Source organism: Elusimicrobiota bacterium (genome assembly GCA_028718185.1).
Taxonomy (GTDB): Bacteria; Elusimicrobiota; UBA8919; order UBA8919; family UBA8919; genus JAQUMH01.
The window spans coordinates 16,527-41,566 of sequence record JAQUMH010000013.1 but is presented as its reverse complement, the minus strand read 5'-3'; the positions used below and the strand labels follow the sequence as shown (position 1 = coordinate 41,566).

At 36.1% G+C, this 25,040-nt stretch carries 12 protein-coding genes; all 12 read left to right on the top strand.

The window, feature by feature from the left end:
- Nucleotides 1-90 precede the first annotated feature (90 nt).
- The 12 genes from PHE88_11205 to PHE88_11150 all read left to right on the top strand — a co-directional run bounded on the left by PHE88_11205 (nt 91) and on the right by PHE88_11150 (nt 23,795).
- On the top strand, nt 91-2,001 hold the full coding sequence (locus PHE88_11205; protein ID MDD5688383.1) for a beta-N-acetylhexosaminidase: 1,911 nt from the start codon (nt 91-93) through the stop codon (nt 1,999-2,001).
- A gap of 173 nt (nt 2,002-2,174) precedes the next feature.
- Complete coding sequence (locus PHE88_11200; GenBank protein ID MDD5688382.1) at nt 2,175-3,335, top strand: GNAT family N-acetyltransferase; 1,161 nt, start codon at nt 2,175-2,177, stop codon at nt 3,333-3,335.
- Nucleotides 3,336-3,590: 255 nt separating this feature from the next.
- Nucleotides 3,591-5,273: an ASKHA domain-containing protein gene (locus PHE88_11195; protein ID MDD5688381.1), complete on the top strand. Its 1,683-nt coding sequence runs from the start codon at nt 3,591-3,593 to the stop codon at nt 5,271-5,273.
- 21 nt (nt 5,274-5,294) lie between these two features.
- Nucleotides 5,295-6,455, top strand: coding sequence for an AGE family epimerase/isomerase (locus tag PHE88_11190; GenBank protein MDD5688380.1), 1,161 nt, complete (start codon nt 5,295-5,297; stop codon nt 6,453-6,455).
- Between the two features lie 206 nt (nt 6,456-6,661).
- Nucleotides 6,662-9,220, top strand: a complete 2,559-nt coding sequence (locus tag PHE88_11185) for a T9SS type A sorting domain-containing protein (GenBank protein ID MDD5688379.1) — start codon at nt 6,662-6,664, stop codon at nt 9,218-9,220.
- A gap of 223 nt (nt 9,221-9,443) precedes the next feature.
- The gene (locus PHE88_11180) at nt 9,444-12,065 is read left to right on the top strand and encodes a T9SS type A sorting domain-containing protein (protein ID MDD5688378.1); all 2,622 of its coding nucleotides are present in this window, start codon (nt 9,444-9,446) and stop codon (nt 12,063-12,065) included.
- Between the two features lie 195 nt (nt 12,066-12,260).
- Nucleotides 12,261-14,843 (top strand): T9SS type A sorting domain-containing protein, encoded by a 2,583-nt coding sequence (locus PHE88_11175; GenBank protein ID MDD5688377.1) that lies wholly within the window; start codon nt 12,261-12,263, stop codon nt 14,841-14,843.
- Nucleotides 14,844-14,937: 94 nt separating this feature from the next.
- Nucleotides 14,938-15,873 carry a PorV/PorQ family protein gene (locus PHE88_11170; GenBank protein MDD5688376.1) on the top strand — a complete coding sequence of 312 codons (936 nt, stop codon included), beginning with the start codon at nt 14,938-14,940 and terminating at the stop codon, nt 15,871-15,873.
- 136 nt (nt 15,874-16,009) lie between these two features.
- The gene (locus PHE88_11165) at nt 16,010-17,263 is read left to right on the top strand and encodes a hypothetical protein (protein MDD5688375.1); all 1,254 of its coding nucleotides are present in this window, start codon (nt 16,010-16,012) and stop codon (nt 17,261-17,263) included.
- A 75-nt stretch (nt 17,264-17,338) separates the two neighbouring features.
- Nucleotides 17,339-17,893 carry a hypothetical protein gene (locus tag PHE88_11160; GenBank protein ID MDD5688374.1) on the top strand — a complete coding sequence of 185 codons (555 nt, stop codon included), beginning with the start codon at nt 17,339-17,341 and terminating at the stop codon, nt 17,891-17,893.
- Between the two features lie 226 nt (nt 17,894-18,119).
- Nucleotides 18,120-21,566: a GH116 family glycosyl hydrolase gene (locus PHE88_11155; protein ID MDD5688373.1), complete on the top strand. Its 3,447-nt coding sequence runs from the start codon at nt 18,120-18,122 to the stop codon at nt 21,564-21,566.
- Between the two features lie 99 nt (nt 21,567-21,665).
- Nucleotides 21,666-23,795 carry a glycoside hydrolase family 57 protein gene (locus PHE88_11150; GenBank protein ID MDD5688372.1) on the top strand — a complete coding sequence of 710 codons (2,130 nt, stop codon included), beginning with the start codon at nt 21,666-21,668 and terminating at the stop codon, nt 23,793-23,795.
- Nucleotides 23,796-25,040 lie beyond the last annotated feature (1,245 nt).

Genomic DNA, 25,040 nt, shown 5'->3' with positions numbered 1-25,040 from the left:
GCGGGGAGATTCATTTATCATCAGTAAATTATATAAACAAAAAAGTCAAAGTTTTTGACAGAACGGTCAATCCAATGGAGGGTTAAATTTATGAAAGAAATGAAATATTTTATTAACTCTAAAAAATTACCCAATGAATTGAAGCAGGGTATTAAACAACTTTATAGTGAATATCCGATAAGTTTTGAAAAGAGTGATGGTTCAAAAGAAATATATTTTTCAAAAAACATAAATTCCGGACAGGCAAGTAAAATAAAAGTTTACAAATCAGCAAAAACAATAACAGTGAATTATAGTCGCAAAACAGATGCATTCAGGGCGTTAGGACGGCTTTTCGGGGAGATAAAATATCCTTCAAAATCTGATTTTAGCGAGAAGTCCCAATTTGAGATGACAGGCGTTATGCTGGAATCATCCAGGAACGGTGTTTTGACAGTTGCTAACGTGAAAGCGTTTTTAAGACGTTTTGCTCTTATGGGTATAAATGTCGTGTTGTTATATACAGAAGATACTTACGAAGTGCCAGGTGAACCATTTTTCGGTTATTTGCGAGGAAAATATACCCAGAAAGAATTGCGAGTTTTAGATGATTATGCTTATAATCTTGGTATTGAGATGTTCCCCTGTATTCAGACACTGGCACATTTGAGTCAGATATTACAATGGAGCAACGCATATGGAGATGTGACAGATACGGACGATATTTTGTTAGTTGGTGAACAAAAGACATACAAACTTTTAAGAAAAATGATTTCTGCCGCTTGCGCACCTTACAGGTCAAAACGGATACACATAGGAATGGACGAAGCGCATGGTTTGGGGACCGGCAGATATCTTAAACTTAACGGACATCGTCGTACATTTGATATAATGAACGAACACCTGACAAAAGTTTGTAATATATGTAAACATTTAGGATTAAAACCTATGATTTGGAGCGATATGTTTTTTCGCATGGGTTCAAAAAATAAAGATTATTATGATTTAAATACCAAAATCCCTCAGGATGTTATTGATAATATACCAAATAAATTAGAATTAGTTTATTGGGATTATCATCATAAAGAAGCAGAATTTTATAAAATATTTATTGATATGCATCGTCGGCTCGGTAAAGAACCTATTGTTGCACCGGGAGCATGGAATTGGAATTGTTTCTGGAGTAATTTGCCGTTTGCATATTCCAGGATTGAACAATGTGTTAAAGCTTGCAGGGAAAAGAATGTACAGCAAACTTTTTTAACCACCTGGGGTGATGACGGAATGGAAAGTGATATATATTCAGCACTTCCAGCTGTTCAGTTTTTCGCTGAACTGGCATATTCCGATAATGTTGATAGGAAAAAACTTGAAACAAATTTCTACGGTTCCTGCAAGGTTGATATTGAATCATATGAGTTGGCGTGCGGGATAGATTATCCGCCTTGTACGGAAAAACCAGGTACAAGCAACTTGTCAAAATGGCTTTTATGGGATGACCTACTGATAGGATTATGCGAACCGCAACAAAATGGGCAATCATTCAAAAAGCATTATCTGGAATTATTAAACGAGTTAAAACAAAAAATCGAGAGTGATGAAGCATCAAAAAGGTTAAATTTCCCTATGCAAATAGCAAAAACACTTTCTATTAAATGCGACTGCCGAAAACATCTTGTTGCTGCATATAAATCCGGGGATAAAAAGAAACTGGAAAAGTTGATTAAAACAGAAGTCATACCTTTACAAAACGAAGTGAAAAAACTCTGGCAAATTCACAGGGAAATGTGGCTTACAACCTATAAGCCGTTTGGTTTAGAAGTAATAGAGATAAGATACGGAGGGTTAATAGCAAGAACGGAGAGTCTTATATCCCGGATTAAGCAGTATGTAGAAGGAGACATAAATAATATTCCGGAGTTTGAAACCAAGCTGATTAAATTTCAGGGTACGTCATCAAAAAATTTGACACGTTTATATTCACATAAACGTATTACAACACCAAGTGTAATCTTTAACTAGGATATTACAATATCTCAACGATACACGCAGAAGAAAGTAAAGATTACACAACATTACCCTAAATTTAAAGATCTATCATAAAGAGTAGATTTGTTAAGTTGCAAACTGACAAATACGAGAGAAACAGCATTAGCAAACCTGTAATAAATAAAATGAGGTAAAGAAGTTATTATATGGATAAGAAAATAAGTTTTCTTGATAAGTTATCGGTTGATAGCTTTTTTAAATTATTGAATCATGCATTTCCCGGTGAGGGCCCGTTTGATAGAACTTGGCCTCATGCATGTAATAGCTTAGAAAAGAATTTCAACAAGCATTTAATTATTAAAGATAAAGATCGTGTTGTAAGTCATATTGGACTTCTTCCAATGAATATGATGGTAGATGGTTCGATTTTAAAAGTTGGCGGAATAGGACAAGTAGCTACACATACAGATTATCGCGGCCAAGGACTAATGAATTTGCTTCTTAATCAGACTATTAGAATTATGAATGAACAGGAATATGATATTTCCTGGCTTGATGGTGACAGGAAAAGATATAATAGTTTTGGTTGGGAAAATGGTGGCATGGTATATAAGTTTTATATAACAGATAGAACAGTAAAGCATATAAATAGTAAAGATTTTAAAGTTAAATGTTATAAAGGTGAAGATAGATATTTGAGAGATATTGAGAAAATACATGAAAAAGAGAAATTTGGTTTAAAAAGAACTGTTGAGGAATACAAAATTTTGTTCGGGAGATTAAAAAAGGAAACATATTTGGCGGTTAAGAATAATAAAATCCATGCATATATGACAGTAAGAAAAGATAAGGGTACTATTAAAAACACAAAAGCTTATGAATATGGCGGTGATATGGAAGGGTTAAAATTTTTAATGAAATATATTGTTGAAAAATTAAAATTAGAATATTTAAGTATTACCTCACCGGTGTTTTTCAATAAATATAAAGAAGTTTTTTTCGAATGTTCTTCAAATTGGGAAATAGTTTCCGGTGGTATGATAAAATTAATCAATTTGAAATCATTGTTAAAAAAGTTCAGTAACCAAATGACAAAAAGAATAAAAAACATTGGGTGTAAAAATAAAGAAAATATAACTCTGGTAATTTCAGAAAGCAATCAGACTGCAACGTTACAGATTGGTGAATGTGTGAAAGTAATGGATAAAGAATCTGCGAACGGGTTAGTGCTTAATGAAAAAGATATGGTTAGATTATTGTTCGGTTTGTCAAAACCGTCAGATAATTTCAGCATTGGTAGAGATAATATGATTTTAGATAGTATATTCCCGTTAAATTTCTTTCTATGGCCACTTGAGACGGTATAGAAAATTATAAAATATGACAGAAGTAAAGATTGCTCTTGAAAAATAAAAGAAAAGAATGTAAGATATTACCTGCCTAAAAAATCATCTCCTGAAAATAAAAATATTTTATTATATCGCAAACTGAATCCGATAGACGCGAATAAAAGTGGATAAAAGAAAATATCCCAAATTAAATACGAATATTCGTAATAAATTTGTGAGATGTTATAAAATTCGTGATTATTCGTGTGCATGAGCAAAGCGAGTGCTTATTCTATGAGTACTATTAAAGTTACTTTTCAACCCGATTCAAATACCATCTCAGTTCCGGCAGGTATAACTATAAAAGAGGCAGCAATACTTGCAGGAATAATAATTGATGCCCCTTGCGGGGGAGAAGGCAAATGTGGTAAATGCAAAGTAACGATAATCGAAGGGGTTTCTTCTCCAAATTCAGTAGAACAGAAACTGATTCAACAAAAAGAACTAAAAAAAGGTGTTAGGCTCTCCTGCCAGACAAAAATCTTTGAAGAAATGACGATTGTTGTTTCCGAAGAAATGCAGCTTGACCGCAAAAAATTATTTATTTCAACAAAACCTCTTTCCCAACTTGATAATATCTCCAAAAATCTTGGACTTGCTGTGGACATAGGAACAACAACAATTGTCGGCGTATTAGTTGACTTGGAAAGTAAAAAAACATTATCTGTCTCTACCGAAACAAATCCTCAATTTGTGCATGGAGCCGATGTCATTTCCCGTATCAACTACTCAATAAACAATGAGAATGGGCTAAATATATTACAAGCAGAAGTTATTAAAGCGATAAATTTTATTATTAATAAATTAACAGCAACCACAAACACTGAAGCAGCTAACATTCATAAAATGACAGTTGCAGGAAATACTACTATGCAGCATCTGTTTCTGGGTATTAGTCCAAAGTCTCTTGCACTTGCTCCATATCAACCACCTGTAAAAGGTTCATATAAACCAATTAAAGCATCAGAAATCGGAATAAAAATAAACGCTGATGCTGAAATATATCTCATTCCAAATATTGGAGGGTGGGTAGGTGGAGATACTGTCGGTATGATATTAGCATTAGAACTGCATAAATCAAATAAATTAAAACTTGCAATAGATATCGGAACAAACGGCGAAATAGTACTTGGCTCAAAAAAACGTCTCATAACCGCTTCAACAGCAGCAGGACCTTGTTTTGAAGGAGCAAATATAAAATGCGGTATGAGAGCGACTTCAGGAGCAATAGAATCAGTATATATCGCAGATGAAGGAGTTTTTTGGAGGGTAATAGGTAAAGTTGAAGCTAAAGGAATATGTGGTTCTGCTTTAATTGATACTGTTGCTGATTTGCTAAAATATAAAATTGTTGATGAGACCGGTAAAATACAATTCAAACAAGAATTAAAAGCTAAGTTACCGCCGGTATTGTTAAAATCAATTATCAAGCATGAAAAAGAATATTCTTTTATATTAACAAAAAGCAAAACAAACAACGTAGAAGTAACTCAAAAGGATATCAGAGAACTTCAATTAGCCAAAGCAGCCATTTATGCAGGGGTTCAGATACTTATTAAAGAATTAGGCATAAAAACAGATGACATCGATGAAGTTTTACTTTCAGGAACTTTTGGTAACTATATAGATAAAGCCAATGCACATAGAATAGGTTTACTACCTGATGTCCCACTTGAAAAAGTAAAATATGTAGGTAACTCTGCTTGTGAAGGAGCATTATTGGCACTTATCTCAAAAGAAGCAAGAGAAGAAGCGGAAGATATTTCCAAAAACACAGAATACATTGAACTTACAAACAGGCCGGATTTTCAAAACGCTTTTGTAGATGCATTATATTTCCCACAATACGATTCTGATGAAAATATTATCAAGCACGATTCTGACTACCTTGACTCTATCGGTTATAAAAACAAATAATTAAGTTTGGAAGTGTTTAATATGAATAAATATTTGAAAATTTACAAGAAAGAACTTTTTGAAAGTGTTATTCCGTTTTGGCTTAAACATTCAGTTGATGAAAAATATGGCGGATATTTTACCTGTTTAACTGAGAATGGGACAGTTTATGATACCAAGAAGTACATGTGGCTGCAGGGAAGACAGAGCTGGTTTTTTTCCAAGATGTATAATACCGTAGAAAAAAATCCTGAATGGCTAAAAATGGCAAAAATTGGCGTGGATTTTATGCGTAAATATGGCAGAACTCCGGATGGTCGTGTATGTTTTTCATTAACCCGCGAGGGACTTCCTTACAACATTCAGCGAAAAATATTTTCCGAATGTTTTTATATTATGGCTTTGTCCGAATATGCAAAAGCTACAAATAACGATAGCATATTAAAAGAAGCCTTGGACCTTTTTGATAAAGTACTTATATGGTCAAAAGATTCTTCGTTGGTTGGCAGGCCAAAATTATCGGGCGTTCCTGCCGGTAGTTCATTATCTATTCCAATGACTTTACTTAACCTAATTTATGAAATAAGAGAATCGCATCCTGAGGTTGACTATAAAGATGTTGCTAATAGTTGCTTGCAGGAAATTCTCCTTCACGTCAGAGAAGATTTACAGGCAGTATTGGAAAATGTAGGTACGGACGGCTCTCTTTTGCTTGATTCTCCTGAAGGCCGGTTGTTAAATCCTGGGCATGCTATTGAGACAGCGTGGTTTTTAATTCACTATATTGAAAAAGAACCAAACGAAAAAATAAAAAACTTAGCTTTGAAAATGATTGACTGGTCTATGGAGAAAGGCTGGGATAAAAAATATGGCGGGCTATTTTATTTTATGGATATTAAAAATATGCCATTAATGCAATTGGAGTGGTCAATGAAATTATGGTGGCCTCATACAGAAGCTATTTATGCTTTACTTCTTGCTTATAGTATTACTAAAAACAAAAAATATTTAAAACAATTTAAAATGGTTCACGATTGGGCTTTTACTCATTTTCAGGATAAAAAATACGGTGACTGGTATGCCTATCTTGACAGGCAGGGCAATAAGACGCATAACTCAAAAGGCGGAGCATATAAAGCTTGTTTTCATCTACCAAGATGTTTACTCTATTCCATCAACTTGATAGAGAATAAATTAATATAGGAACACCATGTTGTAATTGTAGTTGCACGCCCTTGGCGTGCATTATGCAGACAAATTAATGGTATATCGCTGAATTAAAATCCTTATATTTTAACTTCAACAAAATAACCATAGTAGGAAAATTATATCATTTACTTTTTTAATTAATTTTATATAATAAAATCTGAAGAAAAAACAATCATATCAGAATATATCAGGAGGAAAAAATGTCAAAAAAATTATTAATATTTTTTGCAGGGTTGTTAATTATTCCGTCATTTATTTTTTCTGCTGATTTCACGGCAAAAGGAATATGGGGCGGCTGGGCAAAAAGAGTAGTTGAAGCACCGAGTGCACCGGGTACATTTTATGCTGCCAGTTATGGAATTTTTAAAAGCACTGATGGCGGGCAGACATGGACAAGAAAACCCGCGCCAGTAGCTCCCGAAGGCGTTGGAACAGGCGGGGGTAGACACATGGACTCGTCAGTTGCAGTAAGTCCGACAAATGCCAATCTCGTAGTTGTAGGCGATGAGCAATGGTGCCCTATCTGGGTGAGTACCAATGGAGCGGAAAGTTTTACAGCTGTAACGTTAGGGTCTGAACTATATGCTAATTTTAAAAAATGTTCTATGGTAGCTTCATCATTATATAACGGTAACTACTTTTTTGCCTCTATTGAAAAACAGACGTGGTCTGGTGGTACTTCTGAACCTGCTACGCTATATATGACTAAAGATGCCGGCACTACTTGGACAACAACAGGACTTACCGTAACGGGTGCTCAAACTATTACTGATGTCTTGCAAATACCAAGTGGAAAGATAATAGCATCTGTTGTGAATAAACGTATTGATTTTTGGCCTGGTAATACAACAACCCCAACTTCTGGAAATATTTATTTTAGTGACGATAGCGGAACCTCTTTTATATCATCTGCATCTTTTACAAGTCCTATATCCAAAATGACATGGGATGCAACTAATAATAAAATATGGGGTATTACTTTTAAAGGAGAAATATATAATAGCTCAGATTGGAATGTAATGGTATCTTCAATAACAGGTTATGATCCGGCGTATCCTCTTACTGAATCTTTTGATGCGGGGATATTATATTCAAATACAATTCCTCCATCGATGATTGCATTTTCCAATTCCAACTTTGCGACTCCTGTTTTAGTTTACAGGAGCACTGATGCTGCCGGTAGATTTCCCTCAAATTCATGGTACGAAGTAACTATATCAAGTGGTGTGGGGAAGGAACTTATTGATTCACATATTGAGGACATTGTTGTCGATTCAAGATACACCGATGGCAGTCATTGGGGGTTAGGTACGGTAGAAGGAGGTTTTTATTACACAACCGCTACACCTATGGGAGTAGCAACATCTAATGAATTTTTTATGCAGACAGGCATTGATACGACTGGTTTATATTACGGTATAAAAGAAAAAAACACAAGCCGTATAATAGCACAGTCATGGAATAATTTATATCTGTCAGAAGATAATGGAAGTACATGGAACTGTATTTACCCGCGAAAAGGTGTTGATGCCGGTTCCTGCAGGTATGCCACAATTGATCCGGCAAACAGCCAGAAGATATATTTGACTTCGGGAAGGAAGATTTATTACACGGTTAACAATGGTGGGGATTATTTTGAAAACACACCACTTTTTGATTTTGCAACATTAGGTTATAACAGTGCAAGTCAGTATCTTACAAATCTGTTAGTTAACCCATCATCACCTACCGTTATGTATGTCGGAATTGCAAATGATAGTGCAGGAGCAACTCTGGGTAAGTATCTTTATAAAAGCACTAACGGCGGAGCCAGCTGGTCACAAGTATCGTCACTTGACTGTCATGGTATTATTTTCATTGCAATGGACATGAACGAACCGGATACAATTTATGCGGCCTGCAGCGACCAGGCATTGATTGGAGGAAATTTTTTAGGCAATGGTGATGGTTTATTTAGGTCTATTGACGGAGGAACAACGTGGACAAATTTAGGTTTTCAGGGTACGAGAGTTTCATTGATATCGCTTGACCCGGACAGACCTAACTATATAGTCATAGGTTATCAAATGACATCTGACCCTGTAAGCGGATTCACTAGCCACTCGGCAGTTTCAACAAATAAAGGAACCACATGGAAAGATCTATATAAAGCATCTTCAGAAATGGATTATGACGTATTTTCTGCAACAGCACCGGTTGATACTGTTTCACTTATAAAATTCGGTGATACGATTTCTTTTTTAGTTGGTGATTATATTTATTCCGGCGATGCGGATGGTCTTGTTTATATGGCAGGTATAAGTACTAATGTAGGTGTTGGTCCGTTGTATAATGTTACAACATTGCCAACCCAGATCAGATGGATTTTCAAAGGTTCTACTTATGCAACCACAGGCAGCGGACTTTACAGCTTAAACTTAACTCTTCCAAGTAGAATAACAAATACCGGCACTACAACATATAGCGGCGGAAGCATTAAGATGTACAACTACCCCAATCCATTTAATCCTAGAAGTGGTGAAACATCTATTAAGTTAAGTTTGCCCGCAACTGCAAGGAAAGTAAAGATAAAAATATACAGTTTATCCGGAGACCTTGTTTGTGAAGATACTTACAATAACTATGCCGGCGGGTTTTCATATATATTTACTTGGGATGGAAAGAATAAAAAGAACGAACTTTGTGCACCCGGAGTATATTTTGCAGTCGCAGATGTAGATAACAAAAAAGTAAAACATAAGATAGTAATAATCAGATAATTTTTTGCTGTCATTGCGAACGTAGAAGTTGCAAATCCCGCTTATGGGACAATCTCGGATGTTTTTGTAATTGCAGAGATTGCTCTGCATTCTTGAAATTGTAGTCGCAGACCCTCGGTCTGCATACTTAACAGTATTAGTCCGTTAAATTTTATTTGACTTTTTAAATATATTTTTTATAATATTCTCACGTTATTTTGATTGATTAATATTTGGAGGGTGTATGAAAAAGATACTTTTGTTTTTTGCGAGTTTACTTATTGTTCCATCGTTTGTTTTTTCTACTACCGAATATGTTCCCAAAAGCATTCCAGGCGGCTGGGTAAGAAGAATTGTAGAAGCACCGAGTGCACCGGGCACATTTTACGCAGTCAGTTACGGAGTATTTAAAAGCATCGATGGCGGACAAACATGGGTAAGGAAATCTTCGGTACAGCCAAGCAATTCAGTAATAACTGCAAGCACGGGTACGATTTACGGGAACCATCATACCGGTTCTGTTGCTGTAAGTCCTTCAAATGCAAATCTTGTTGTAGTTGCTGATGAAGGCTGGTCGCCTATATGGAGAAGCGACGATGGCGGCGATACATGGACTTGTATTCCGTTTCAGGCAACCGGAGACAAGGGGATGAGGGCTGTGCTTGTCACATCATCGTTATACAACGGAAATTATTTCTTTGCCCCGATTGAAGAATCAATTGGTGGTAAAGCTGAGACCGAAATTGCATCGGTTTTGAATATGAGTACGGATGGCGGTTTAACATGGTTGCCAACTGGATTAACGACAACAGCTTCCGAAAGTATAACCGATGTCATACAGATACCCTCGGGTGCCAATGCGGGCAGAATCGTCGTGAGCGTGGTTGAAACATGGATAAGTTTCAACCGCGACAACCAGAATTGCCCTACAACCGGAAAAATATACTACAGCGATAATATTACGAACGGGTCATCGTTTACACAGGCAGCTTCTTTCACCACTCCGGCATACAAAATGACCTGGGATTCCACAAATAATAAGATATGGATGATTACAAGCAAGGGGGAAATATACAACAGTACAGACAGTATAAATTGGAGCACAATGATTTCCTCGGTACCTTTTAATACAACTTCTACAGGGCACCGTCCGACAGGCATATTATATTCGACAACAACTCCGTCTTCTATAATGGCTTTTGGAAATACAGACAGTTCCCCGGGAGTGATTATTTACAGAAGTTCGGATTCTGCCGGCGGGTTCCCGTCGAATTCATGGAAAAACATAACATTGCCAAACGCAGTCGGAAAAGAAAAAATATCTCAAGTTTGCAATGATTTAGTCGTCGATTCAAGATACTCAGATGGCAGCCGGTGGGGTATCGCGGAAAGCGAAATGGGATTCTATTACACCACAAGCACTGCACTCGGCGTTACGACTTCCGGTGACTTCTCTTCACAAAGAGGAATAAGTACCCCGGATTTGACTTTCGGCATAAAAGACCCAAGTACAAACCGGCTTTATGTTGCAGCCGGTCATGCAGTATATTATTCTCCGGATAACGGCGAAAGCTGGTCCCGTGTTTACCCGCAACTGGGGATGGATGGCGACCCGGTGGGATATTTGTCGTTTCTACCCGGTAATACCTCAAAAGTATTTATGATGGCAAATCAGCTGAAAATCTATTACACCAACGATAACGGAGCAGACCATTTTAATAATGTTCTGGTTGATTTTACGGCTGCACCGTATAGTTTTAATATGTTCACCCAGCATCCTACAAACCTTATTATAAATCCGTCTAATCCGGCTATAATGTTTATAGGAATAGCCAATTCTTCTACGGTTACAACAACCGATAATTATTTATACAAAAGTGTTGACAGCGGTACGTCATGGTCGAAAGTGTCTTCTTTTCCTAATACTCACGGTGTCAGCTATCTGGCAATACATCCTACAAACCCGGAAATAATTTATGCCGCATGCAGTGATCAGTCTGTTGCCGGTGGCAACTATACCGGGCACGGCGACGGACTGTATAAGTCCACCGATACTGGTAACACATGGACTAACATAGGATTCGCGGATGCGAGAATATCAATGATATCCATAGACCCGGCTACTCCTGACAATATGATAGTCGGATATCAAAACGCCACCAGCGGAGGTTCTGCTATTTCACTGGATGGAGGCAACACATGGGAAAATTTAACATACTCGGATTATGATGTTAACAAAACAAGTAACACTGAAACAACGGCACCAACGGATAACGGAGAACTCGATATAAAATCTAAAAAAATAATGCCGAGAACCGATTACGGTAATCTGTTATACAGTGGTTTAACATTTATTGCAGATGGTTTAATTTATTCGGGTACCAATAGCGGGACAGTCTATATGAGTAGTGATTTAGGTGTAACCCCGCTGAAACCCGTGGCAGTATTGCCGACAGCAATAACATGGTTGTTCAAGGGTTCCGTCTTGGCTACAAGCGGCAGCGGGCTTTACGACCTTACATTCACGACAGGTACAAACACAACAACAACAACATATGCAACATATAGCGGTAATGAATTAAAAGTATACAACTACCCGAACCCTTTTAATCCCAATATAAACGGACATACAACTATAAAACTGAGTATATCACGAGCAACAAAAAAATTGAAACTAAACATATATTCTCTTTCAGGCGATCTTTTAGTTGACAGTTCTTTTAACAATGTCGTCGGCGGTTTTTCCTATAATGTGGAGTGGGACGGCAAAAACGATAAAGGCGAATTATGTGCTCCCGGATTGTATTTTATTATAGTCGATGCCGATGGAACAAAAGCAAAACATAAGATAGTAATTATTAGATAATATTTTACTGTCATTGCGAACACATTCGCTACATTCAGTGTAAACTCCGTGAAGCAATCTCAGGTGTTTTTGTAGTTGCGAACCTTAGCCTTAATACTTAAATAGTAATAATTTCGTTAAACTTTACTTGATTTTTTTAATAAATTTCTTTATAATGTATATATGTGTTTTTGACTGGTTTACGTTGGAGGGCATATGAAAAAAGTGTTTTTGTTTTTTGCGATTTTACTTGTTGTTCCGTCAATTATTTTTTCTGCAACTGATTATGTCCCAAAAGGTATTCCCGGTGGGTGGGTAAGAAGAGTTGTGGAAGCACCTTCTGCACACGGAACTTTTTATGCGGTAAGTTATGGGTTATTTAAGAGCGTAGACGGCGGTCAGACGTGGGTAAGGAAACCATCGGTTGAACCGACAGCTGCAGTATTGACTGCAAATGGCGGAAGCGTTTTTGGAAGACACTGTACCAATTCTGTAGCGGTTAGTCCAAACAATGCAAATCTTGTAATAGTTACTGATTCGGGATGGTCACCATTATGGAGAAGCACCGACGGTGGAGATACATGGACATGTATAAGTTTAGGTGCTGACGGGAATGGAACGAACAAAAGAGCAAACATGGTGGCATCATCATTATATGATTCAAATGTATTTTATGCTTCGGTTGAATCCTTTTTGCCCCCAGATGGTCCTTCAGCAGCAACACTTTATAAATCCGTTGATGGTGGTATTAACTGGTCGGCAACAGGATTAACGCTTTCAAATGCTGAGACCATAACTGATGTCATACAGATACCGTCAGGTGCAAATGCAGGACATATAGTGGTAAGTGTTATAGATGAATATCTTGGTTTTAACCGCGATAATGCTGCAACTCCTACCACAGGGAAAATTTATTATAGTGATAGTAGCGAAACATCGTTTACTCAGGCTACAGCATTTACAGTGCCTGCTTATAAAATGACATGGGATAGTGTAAATAGTAAAATATGGTTAATGACTAGTAAAGGCGAAATTTATAATAGTGCAAGCGGTGAAAATTGGGGAGTATTTGTTTCTTCAATACCTGGGGCAGTAGCAAACGGTCACCGTACGGTTGGCATATTGTATTCCAGCGGAACAATACCAAATATTCTTGCATATGTGAACAGCGGGAACCAGCCTTCGGCAATAGTTTACAGAAGTACTGATTCTGCCGATGGGTTTCCTGCAAATTCATGGAAAGAAATAACGCTTCCAAATGCATTAGGACATGAAAGAATTACCGGAATGGTTGAAGATATAGTTGTTGATTCAAGACATTCTGACGGCAGCCACTGGGGAGTAGCTGAAACAGGTACGGGATTTTGTTATACGACAAGCACAGTAGCCGGTATAACAACAGCTGGTGAATTTACACAGCAAAGCGGCATTTGTACACCTCAATTGAATTATGGGATAAAAGACAGCTTAACACATAGAATTTATGCTGTGGCAGGCAACAGCGTGTATTATTCTGCAAATAACGGCGATACATGGGCAAGGGTTTATCCTCAAAAAGGAGCAACAGCTGATATGTGTCAATATGTATCATTTGCTCCTAATAGTGCTACCAAAGTATATTTAACTGCATCATTAAAGATTTATTATACTAACGATAATGGAGCAGATAATTTTGGAAATACTCCTCTTGTGGATTTTACAAGCAAAGGTTATAATTCATCTATAAATTTTCTGACAAATTTAATTATTAGTTCTTCAAACCCGAATATAATGTTTATAGGTATCGCAAACTCTTCTGCCGTTGTTACTACAGATGATTATTTATGGAAAAGTGAAGATGCAGGATTGACGTGGAATAAATTCACTGCGCTTCCTAAAACCCACGGCATTTTTGCGCTTGCAATTGACCCATCGGACTCGAATATAATTTACGCAGGATGTTGCGACCAAGCTTCTAGTGGAGGAGGGTTTGTAAGCCATGGAGACGGTCTTTACAAAACCACGGATGGGGGTGCAAATTGGACTAACATAGGGTTCATAGGTGATAGAATATCACTTATTTCTATAGACCCGGATAACTCAAACAATATCGTTGTTGGATATCAACTACCTGGCAACGGCACTGCAGATGTTAAAAGCCATTCAGCTGTTTCCACGGATGCCGGTGCGACATGGAAAGATCTTTATGCTACTTGGAGTGATGATGTAACAAACAATAATGATACTCTTAATTTAAATGGAAGCACATCTACTTCTAGCGCTAATCCCCCACAAATATTCAATAGTCAATTGGTATTTGTAGTCAGTGGACTTATTTACGGAGGGAACGCAGAAGGATATGTTTTCATGAATGATGATTTAGGTGCAACATCGTTAAAAAAAATTGCATTGCTTCCTACTGCAGTAACATGGATATTTAAAGGTTCTGTGTTAGCTACAAGCGGCAGCGGGCTTTATGACCTTACTTTTTCAACGGCGTCAAGCACAACAAATATTTACACAGGCAGCACATTAAAGGTATATAATTATCCAAATCCGTTCAACCCCAATAAAGACGGTCATACTACAGTAAGATTAAATATGTCAAATACAACAAGAAAACTGGATATTAAAATTTATACTCTTTCCGGCGATATTGTAGCTGACAGTACTTTTGATAATATAACAGGCGGTTATTCATATGCATTTACTTGGGATGGCAGAAATAAAAAAGGTGAGCTATGTGCTCCGGGAGTATATTTCTTATTAGCTGATGCCGACGGCACAAAAGCAAAACATAAAATAGTAATTATAAGATAGATTTTTAATTATTTTTGTAGTTGCAGAGCCTCTTGTCCGCCGAAGGTTCAGTGGCGGATGCTCTGCATCCTTTGTCGTTAAACGGGGGGACAAGATGAGAAAAGAATTTTTAAGAAAGGTTGGATTGTTGGTATTGGTTGCAGTAGTTTCTGTAAACGGTCTTTATGCAACAAGTATTGGAGACAACGCGGGGACAACAAGTGGCGAGTTTTTAAGATTAGGGGCCGGTGCGAGAGCAACCGGTATGGGCGAGGCATTTTCAGCGCTTGCTAATGATGTGTATTCATTATACTGGAACCCTGCCGGATTAAGCAAAGTAACTGAAAAGCAGGTATTGTTAGCTCACACAATGTGGTATATGGATGTTAATCATGAATATGCTGCATATGTTCACCCGCTTGCTGAAGGCAAAGGTGCTCTTGGAATAAGCATAACATATTTGATGACAACATTTGAGAAACGGGCCGGAGATACTGAGTTAGCTGATTCAAAAGGAGATGTAGGCGATATGGCATTGGGAGTTAGCTATGGTCGCGATTTAAAATATGATATAAAAGGCGGACTAACTGCAAAATATATCAGTTCTAAACTTGATACAGAAAAAGCGACAGGATTTGGATTTGACATAGGATTACAGCGTGTATGTCCGTTATGGGAAAAGATGGATATGGGACTTACGGTAACGAATCTTGGCGGCAGTTTAAAATATGTAGATGATTCAGTTTCTATTGGCAACATGCTGGATTTAGGATTTGCAGTAAAAGAAGCATATTTTAAGAACCTGAAAGTAGCATTAGATTTAAGAACATTGCTAAATGGTTCAATGTCATCGGTAAATGCCGGTGCTGAGTATGTATGGAATATAAACGATAAATGGTCATTTGCACCGAGAGCAGGTTTTGAGTCGTATGAAAGCAGGATAACAGCCGGGTTTGGTGTTGGCTGGAAAGTATATCAGTTAGATTACGCTTTTCTGTCTAATTCTGATTTAGACAACAGTAATAGAATTTCTTTTAATGTGAAGTTTTAGCTCTCGGAGTCCGTAGCTACCGCAACGGACGAGAAAGCTATCCCGCCGAAGGCGTGGATAATACCATAAACCAACATGAAGCAACATTAGTATTGCAAAAATATAATTTTTTTTATATAATTCTGCAATGGCTATAATGAATTTGTATAAAATCAAAGTAAGGAAGTTATTTTTAGTCCTGCCTTTTTTGTTACCAACCATCTGTTGTTCATTGTCCGCTTCTCTTCAAATTGGTTCAGAAGTTGAAACGGGGGGAACTAGTTATACTAACCCCAACTACACCAAAACATCATCTGAAAAAAATTCTTATCTTTATGAAAAGAGCCGATTATATGTTGAAGGTGACTTAAAAAAGAACGTTACTGTCAGTTTTAAACTTTTAAGCAGGGGAGTATTCGGAAAAGAACCCGGGAAAGAATACACAACAGTAAAATCATCTGTTACATTTATAAACTATTCACCTCAAGTTGAAAATGTATTTATTAAATTTTCGAATGTAAATAATTTACCTGTTGATTTAATTTTGGGAAGGCAACCAATAAAAATAGGACAGGGTGTAATTGTAGATGATGACGGACTCGGATTTGATGCTGCCCGCGCGAAATGTTTTTTACCTTTTAATGTTGATATTGATGCTTTTCTAATAAAAAGGAAGGAACTTTCAGTAACACAAATCACAAGCGAAAAAGATGAACAACTTTATGCAGCAGGTGCTAATTGGGTTTACGACAATACCTATAATTTTAGAGCATACTATTTTATTGAAGAATCATCGAGTCCGTTTAAAAAAAACTTTATATCAATTCGTGCTGATGGAACGTTTAAGCAAGGTGTGGATTATCGTTTAGAACTTATTAAATCAGGAGGCGATTACTCGGGTATTTCATATTTATTAGGTGTAACAGCATACACAAAATTAAGAAAACTTGGTAAAACATCGGTAAACTTTGAATATGCTGTAGGAACAGGAAACGAAAAAAATCTTGGTTTTATGCCGACATATGGTCATAAAACCGACGGGCTTGAACGTGCCGGATATGGGGAATATTTTGGTGCATCTTTAAGCGATTTTTACGGTGGAATACCATCTGCCATATATCAAGGAGTTCACACCACATTACTGGGTATTGGTTTTGAACCTTATAATTATCTGAACTTGAATTTTGATTATTACATTCTCTTTTCTATTGACTCACCAGCCGGATTGGTGTTTACCGACCGTCAAGTTGGGGAAGAATTGGATATGTCATTAAAATACAAATATACCGAAAACTGTTTTTTTAAACTAATTTATGGCAGATTTTCACCATTAAAAATCTTAAAACCAGAAGGCGAAACAACAAAAATATTTGCTAATAAAATCGGCTGGTCAGTTTCAGCTAAATTTTGAGCCTGACACTAAATCTTTGGACAGGCTCACCTGCCAGCGCTTTGTGGCGGGTGCATGGTAATAAAGGAGGGTAGAATGAAGAAGTTAGTGTTGATTATCGGAATAGCAGGGTTCTTGGGGCTTGGGATAATTGATTTTAGTAGTGCCATAGAACCACTAAGGAAAACAGTAATAAAAGAATCACCTAAAAGAACATTAACAGCAGATGTTCCTTCAAAACGCACAGGTATTGGTTTTAACAGTCAACTATCTAATTTGGGAGTGGATTCTCTTTCAATCAGGTATTGGACAACAAAAAAAGTAGCGATAGAAGCGTTACTTGGATTTTCACTCGGTGATAACACAATTTTTAATATCGGCGGTAAATTCTTAACTGTTTTGAAAGCAGAACAAAATCTTAATCTTTATGGGTTTGGAATTATCGGTATTGAAAACTATGATTTAGGATATGCTAGTGATACTTCTTTTATGGCAGGCGGGGGATTTGGAGTAGAATTTTTTCTAAGCGGACTTGACAACCTTGGTTTTGGTACCGAGCTTGGATTGATTTATAAAAACATAAACGATAATAACCAGTTTGGAACATCTTCCGGATGGTTGTCTTCCGTCGGAATAAGATATTATTTATAAAAATAATTATTACTTTCATTACTTAAGAACTACGAACTAACGAGGTAGTTCTTTTGTTTTGTAAAACTATTATAAGCCCATCTATTTCGCTTTGTGCATATAGTCATGAAAAAAAATCTCCATTGTTTAGTGTTCTTAGATTCTTAAGTTGTACTCGAAAATAAACATCAAAGTACAAAACATATAATATCAACAAGTTACCTGATTATTTAAATAATTCAAATTTATGAAGAAATTTATATTATTTTTTATTTTTTGCATTTTTATTTATCTTAAATGTTTCGGTGCGATTTTAGATAAAGGCGAACCAAGGATTTATAAAGGAGAAAACTTATCCGCGGTTGCCATGCCAATAGGAGGTATCGGTACCGGTTCTATTTGGCTTAACGGAGAAGCCAGATTGTCATCTTGGCAAATATTTAATAATATCAATGAATTTAACCTTCCTGACAGTTTCTTTGCCATACGCATTAAACCAAAGAATGGCAAAGCACAACTTTACGCATTACAGACAAAGTTGTTAAAAGAAATGTCTGGTTTTAAAGTACTGGATAGCCTGTCATATCGTGGTGAATATCCTATTGCTGATATAGATTTTGAAGCATCTGCTTTACCTGTCAAAGTTCATATTAAAGCATACAATCCAATGATACCGCTGGATGCAAAGAACTCAGCTATTCCATGTGCAATATTTCAGATAACTGCAAAAAACACTTCTAAGAACAACTGCGAAGTTTCACTTGCATCATTTCTTCAAAATTACGTAGGATATCCTGATTATGGATGTAACCGTATAATTTATGAACAGGATGATAAAAAACCGTTATTATATATGACAAAACTTGATGCTATTGTCATTAACGGACTAAGCGAAACCTTGGACCAAAAAACAGTCAAGACCTTATCACAAGTTGCAGATGGCGGCGGTGTTTTACTTGCAACAGATGTAAAACCGGGTTTTTTCCATTTTATAACTGAGACACGGAAAGAACTAAAAAATCCTGATGAATCAAATATTATATTTGAAGATTTTGAAAAAGGTTCTTATCCGGGCTGGAAAGTGAAAGGAGATTGCTTTGGTAATAAACCTGCGGGAGGAAAATTAAACGGTCAGTCGAACGTTACAGGTTTTTTTGGTAAAGGTCTTGTAAATACATTTAATAATGGTGATGCTGCAACAGGCACATTAACATCCAAGGAATTTCTAATTACTCACAAGTATATCGTATTTTATATTGGCGGGGGAAATTATAAGAAATCAACATGTATAAATATGAAAATTGACGGAAAAGTAGTTTGCTCTTCAACAGGTAAAAAAGCTGAAAAACTTGAGTTAGCATTTTGGGATGTCAGACAATATAAGGGCAAGAAGGCAGTAATAGAAATAATAGATAATGAAAAAGGCGGTTGGGGGCACATCAATGTTGACCAGATATCTTTCACAAATAAAAACTTTGATAAAGATTTAGAAAGTTTAATAAACAATTTTACTTTATCTTTTGAATCAGCGATTCAAATAACCGGTAGCACAAATGATATTGTCATTAGTGATACCTCGGATATACTTAAAAACAGTGACGATGAAAAATGGATTATAAATGGATATACGAGTTTGAAAAGTAATAAAATTAAAAATGCCGGTTATAAAATTTTAGCTAGTGCAAAAAACGGGACGCCGTTAATCATAGAAGGACCGTTTGGTAAAGGACGTATCGTGCTATGTTTAGCAGGCGGACTACCCCAGCGATGGATTATGAGTATTGATGAAATAATGAAAAAAACATACGAGAGCCAATTAAAAGCCGGTAATATGACGTTGTCGGTGATTGGAGAAAAAGTGTCAGCGTTGACAAATTGGAAGAATTATAAGAAAATTGCCGGTGATTTAATTGATGATGGCAAGTTCATTAGTGGCCCTATCGATACCGGAATTAGTAATTTAGGAGAGACATTCAATGGTGCGATTTCTGTTCCTTTTGAACTCAAACCAAAAGAAGAAAAAACAGTAACGTTTATAATATCCTGGTATTTTCCGACTCGCGGTTCTTGCCCGGACTATGATACTTTTGGGCACAAGAGCAACATGTATTGTAACTGGTTTAATAATTCCAAAGAAGTTGCAAAGTATGTGGCAGCAAATTTTGATTATTTAAGTAACACAACCCAATTATATCATGATAGTATTTATGAATCAAACCTGCCGTATTTCATGATAGATGCATTTACATCACAATCAGTAATAATGCGTTCCCAGACGTGTTTCTGGTCAAAGGATGGTTACTTTGGAGGTTATGAAGGATGTGACCCTGATGCCGGATGTTGTCCTTTGAATTGTACTCATGTATGGAATTATGCACAGAGCCATGCGCGATTGTTTCCATCCATTGGTCGCAATATGAGAGAATCAGATTTGATTACATGGTTAAAACCCACCGGAGAAACGTCTCACCGGCAATATGCAACAAATATAGCATTCATTGATGGTCAGGCAGCTACGATAGTAGCTGCTTATCGTGAATATCAAACTAGTCCTGACAATAGTTTTCTTGACAAAATCTGGACTAACTGTAAACTGGCAATGAATTGGTTGATAACAAAGATAGATGACGATGAAGACGGTGTCCCAAAAGGACTTCAGGATAATACATATGATTGCAAGATATCAGGTGCCAATACATTTATCGGCTCGCAATATCTATCCGCGTTAGCAGCTGCGGAAAAGATGGCGGAGATAGAAAATGATTCAGTATCTGCGTCAAAATATAAAAAAATAAGGGAATCGGGAATGAAAAACCAGGACGAGTCGCTCTGGAACGGTGAATATTATATTCAGGTCCCTGTTGAACCGGCACGCAACTATAATACCGGTTGTCTTTCCGACCAGTTATTGGGACAGTGGTGGTCATACCAGTTAAATCTTGGTCAATTATATCCTTTAGACAGGGTAAGGAAAGCAATGAAGTCAATTATGAAGTATAATTACCGTATGAACTTTGTAGGTTTTATACAGAGCCACAAGCGTGTAGTAGATGAAGAGAGCGGCTTATTGAATTGCACATGGCCGAAAGGTAATCGTCCCGAACCTTGCATACTCTATGCTGATGATATCTGGACAGGAATAGAATATGCAACCGCGGGACTGATGATATATGCAGGATTAACTGATGATGCTTTACAGATAGTTAAGTCTGTACGTGACAGGTATGACGGTAGAATACGGACAGGATTAAACAGTGGACCAGGCGGTAATCCGTTCAATGAGTTAGAGTGCGGAAAATTTTATGCCCGTGCAATGAGCTCATGGTCATTGCTTCTGGCATCACAGGGATTCATTTACGAAGGTCCAAAAGGAATTCTTGGTTTTAAACCAAATTTAAACCCTGAAAATCACGTCACCTTTTTTACAGCAGCTGAAGGGTGGGGGATGTTCAAACAGACGCATATTAATAATAGTCAGACTGAACAGATACATTTAAGCTATGGCAAACTACGTTTAAACAAATTAATCTTTGAAATACCCAAGAATGCATCAAAAATTATCACATCTGTTATGGTGTCCGGTAAAAAAATACCGGTTATTTCTAAAGTAAAAGATAAAGAAGTCCAATTGTCATTTTTTAGCGAATTAATTTTGAACAAAAATGAAACTGTTGACATAACATTGAATTGGTAGTAAAATCTATATATCTAAACAATACTTAACACAGATTAAAAATTAGATTACATACTAATTCAGAAACCAGATTAGTTAATCTGTGTAATCTGCGATATTATGAAACCACTTCACATTGTTTTCCTTTGGCATCAGCATCAACCATATTATAAGAATCCGCAAACCGGTGAATACCTTTTGCCGTGGGTACGACTTCACTGTACGAAGGATTATTTTGATATGGTTGCTATCCTTGAAAAATATCCTAACATCAGGCAAACATTCAATCTAACCCCATCGCTTATGGAGCAAATTATAGACTATTCAAATGGTGCTACTGATGAATTCCTGAAAATTTCGAGAAAACCCGCAAAAGAACTTTCAAGAGAAGACCGGATTTTTATATTAAAAAACTTTTTTATGGTCAATCCTTACACGATGATAGAACCATACCCTGCTTACAACGAACTTTTTAGAAGACGGGGATGGTTGGCATCGGATGACTATTTGAAAAGAATAGAACCGTTATTCAGCGTTGCAGATATGCTGGATTTAGTTGTATGGTTCAATCTTTCCTGGGTTGACCCTTATTTCAGGGAAACTAACGAAAAAATTAAAAAACTATTTATTAAAGGCAAGAAATTCTCGGAAGAAGACAAACAACACCTCCTGGATGAAACGACAAAAATAGTATCATTAGTTCTTCCAAAGCACAAAGAACTTCAGGACAAAGGACAAGTAGAAGTAATAACTTCTCCTTACTATCATCCTATTCTTCCTCTTTTAATTGATTCCAATATCGCAAAAGTAGGTATGCCTTTTGTAACTCTGCCTAAATCAAGATTCAATTACCCGGAAGATGCTGAAATACAAATAAAAAATGGTTTAGCACTTTATGAAAAAATATTCCAAAGAAAATCAAAAGGTATGTGGCCATCTGAAGGTTCCGTATCTTCCGACATAGTACCAATGGTCGCCAAAAATAATATAAACTGGATAGCTACCGACGAAGAAACACTTTTCAAAACATTGAACATGAAAATCTTTTCGAAAGATGTTCTTTATAAACCATACAGAATTAAAGTTGATGATTCTTCTGTAAATATAATTTTCAGGGACCATGAACTTTCTGATTTAATCGGGTTTGTTTATCACAGGGTTGATGCAGAAACAGCAGCAAATAATTTTATAGAACGGCTTTATAAGATAAAAAGCTCACTTAAAGATAATGAAGACCATCTTGTAAGCATAATACTTGACGGCGAAAACTGCTGGGAATATTATCCAAATGACGGCATAGATTTTTTAAATGCTCTTTATAGAAGACTTTCTGATGAGGAAAAAAATGGACTTATAACAACGACTGTTTCTAACTACCTTGAAAAATATCCGCCAAAAGATGAATTAAAAGGTATTTTTCCAAGTTCCTGGATTAACGGTAATTTTGGAATCTGGATAGGTCACCCGGAAGATAATCTTGCTTGGGATTGCTTAAATCAGACAAGAAGATTTTTAGCAAGCAAAACACAATCTGCACCGCCGGAAAATGTTAGAAAGGCGTGGGAGGAAATTTATATTGCTGAAGGAAGCGACTGGAACTGGTGGTATGGAGATGATCACTCATCAATGAACGATACTGAATTTGACCAACTTTTCAGGGCACATCTTATAAATGTTTATAAACTTTTAAACGAAAACGTGCCTGATAATCTTTACCTATCAATAAAAAGACAAGGTAAACCGGGTAATTTTATCAATCCTGTTGCCTTTATTAAACCTAATATAGACGGTATTGTCTCAAGTTATTTTGAGTGGTATAACGCCGGTTTTTACGATGTCAGGAATGCTGGCGGTGCAATGCACCAGACAAACACATATATTAAAGCAATTTATTGGGGATTTGATGAAAATAATCTTTATTTCAGATGTGATTGCAATCAACCATATCTTGAAGATATTAAACTAAAAATTATTTTTATAAAACCTGAAACGAAATTTATTGAAATTAACTCTTCAAAAAATTATGTACATTTCGGAACATCAGAATTAAAAGATTTTGCAATAGGGAAGAAGGGAATTATTGAATTTTCAGTTCCTTTTTCTGAAATTGGCACAAAAGCTGGAGATACAATTGAATTTGTTGTAGTCAGCGAACAAAAGGGGATTGAAATTGAAAGATGGCCATATCACACCTCCATAACACTTAATCATCCGGATAAACACTTTTCAGAAGAATATTGGTCTGTATAACCTAAATTTAACCTCCATACAACCCGTCCAAATCACACAATACTCGTTTTTCTGTGCTGCGACCATGGAGAATACCATTTATCGCCTTTTACCATTTGTAGTTGCTTGCCATTGGCAAGCCTAATTAATATTAGTAATGTAGAATACCTGTTTTTATCTATGTCCATAACCCACGATTTGTCATTTAAAAGTCAATTTATTGGCTCGTGGCAATCATTGATTTTGTTATAATATACTTCGCTACCTGCTATCGGCGGGTTCAATTGCATTGTGATATAATTTATTTTGTCTGACCTCTTTTGACACCTACACTCGTGAAAATATCTATTATTTCAGCAATTTTTAGTCATATTTTAAGTAACTTTCGTCTTATTTTATACATATCATTCGACCTTAAAACAAATAGAATTGCCTGATTCTTGCCTCTTTTCACCTATTGTATGGTTCGCATAAGATATCTTATGTTAAGTTTCTAGCATATCCAACATGGGTGATTGCCATTTAAGCATATCTAATAATATGTATTAGAAATTGCTATAATATTGCCAATTATTCGGCATTTTTGACTGTTACTTAATAATATTTATTGGTTATAGTGGGTTGGCACTTGACATAAACAGCATTTAAATTATAATTTTTAAAATATTTTGTTTTTATTAAAAAATTAATTAAATTTAGGGAAACCATGCAAAAATCATTAAATTCAAAAATTGGCACTTTGCCCAATTTTCTAAATTAGCAATAATTTTAGTAAATTATAGAAAAAACCATGAAAACAGGTTCCTCAGAAATTAGACAATTCTAAAAAGGGCAGGAATTGAAGTTACTGAAAAATCATGAAACCCGGTAAAAATCAAACAATCATAAGAAGCTTAAAAAAGAGGTGATAAGAAACATCAAAAAATCCGAAAAAAGAGGTTAAAAACAAACAAAAACAACCAATTGTCGTCGTAATATGACAAGTTTTGCAGATTTAAGTGGTATATTTATAAAATAAAGCTTATTCTTTTACTCCCCTTCGACCACACGGATCAGACCAGATTAGTAACAATTTTAATAAATTTAATAAAAAACAAATAAAGTAATAAAAATAAATTAACAATTAAAAAAAAAGGTATGAAACTATGTAAAAAAATAGCAATTACTTAAATATATTTAAAGGGTCAAGAAAAAAAAGGTGATAAGCAATACTAAAAAACTTAAAAAAAAGAGATGAAAAAAGACAAGAAAACAACTAGTTATCGT

Bases quoted from the DNA above. Each gene is read 5' to 3' on its own strand.
- PHE88_11200 (MDD5688382.1), top strand. From the start codon at position 2,175: ATGGATAAGAAAATAAGTTTTCTTGATAAGTTATCGGTTGATAGCTTT.
- PHE88_11160 (MDD5688374.1), top strand. From the start codon at position 17,339: ATGAAGAAGTTAGTGTTGATTATCGGAATAGCAGGGTTCTTGGGGCTT.
- PHE88_11185 (MDD5688379.1), top strand. From the start codon at position 6,662: ATGTCAAAAAAATTATTAATATTTTTTGCAGGGTTGTTAATTATTCCG.
- PHE88_11190 (MDD5688380.1), top strand. From the start codon at position 5,295: ATGAATAAATATTTGAAAATTTACAAGAAAGAACTTTTTGAAAGTGTT.
- PHE88_11150 (MDD5688372.1), top strand. From the start codon at position 21,666: ATGAAACCACTTCACATTGTTTTCCTTTGGCATCAGCATCAACCATAT.
- PHE88_11165 (MDD5688375.1), top strand. From the start codon at position 16,010: ATGAATTTGTATAAAATCAAAGTAAGGAAGTTATTTTTAGTCCTGCCT.
- PHE88_11175 (MDD5688377.1), top strand. From the start codon at position 12,261: ATGAAAAAAGTGTTTTTGTTTTTTGCGATTTTACTTGTTGTTCCGTCA.
- PHE88_11205 (MDD5688383.1), top strand. From the start codon at position 91: ATGAAAGAAATGAAATATTTTATTAACTCTAAAAAATTACCCAATGAA.
- PHE88_11195 (MDD5688381.1), top strand. From the start codon at position 3,591: ATGAGTACTATTAAAGTTACTTTTCAACCCGATTCAAATACCATCTCA.
- PHE88_11170 (MDD5688376.1), top strand. From the start codon at position 14,938: ATGAGAAAAGAATTTTTAAGAAAGGTTGGATTGTTGGTATTGGTTGCA.
- PHE88_11180 (MDD5688378.1), top strand. From the start codon at position 9,444: ATGAAAAAGATACTTTTGTTTTTTGCGAGTTTACTTATTGTTCCATCG.
- PHE88_11155 (MDD5688373.1), top strand. From the start codon at position 18,120: ATGAAGAAATTTATATTATTTTTTATTTTTTGCATTTTTATTTATCTT.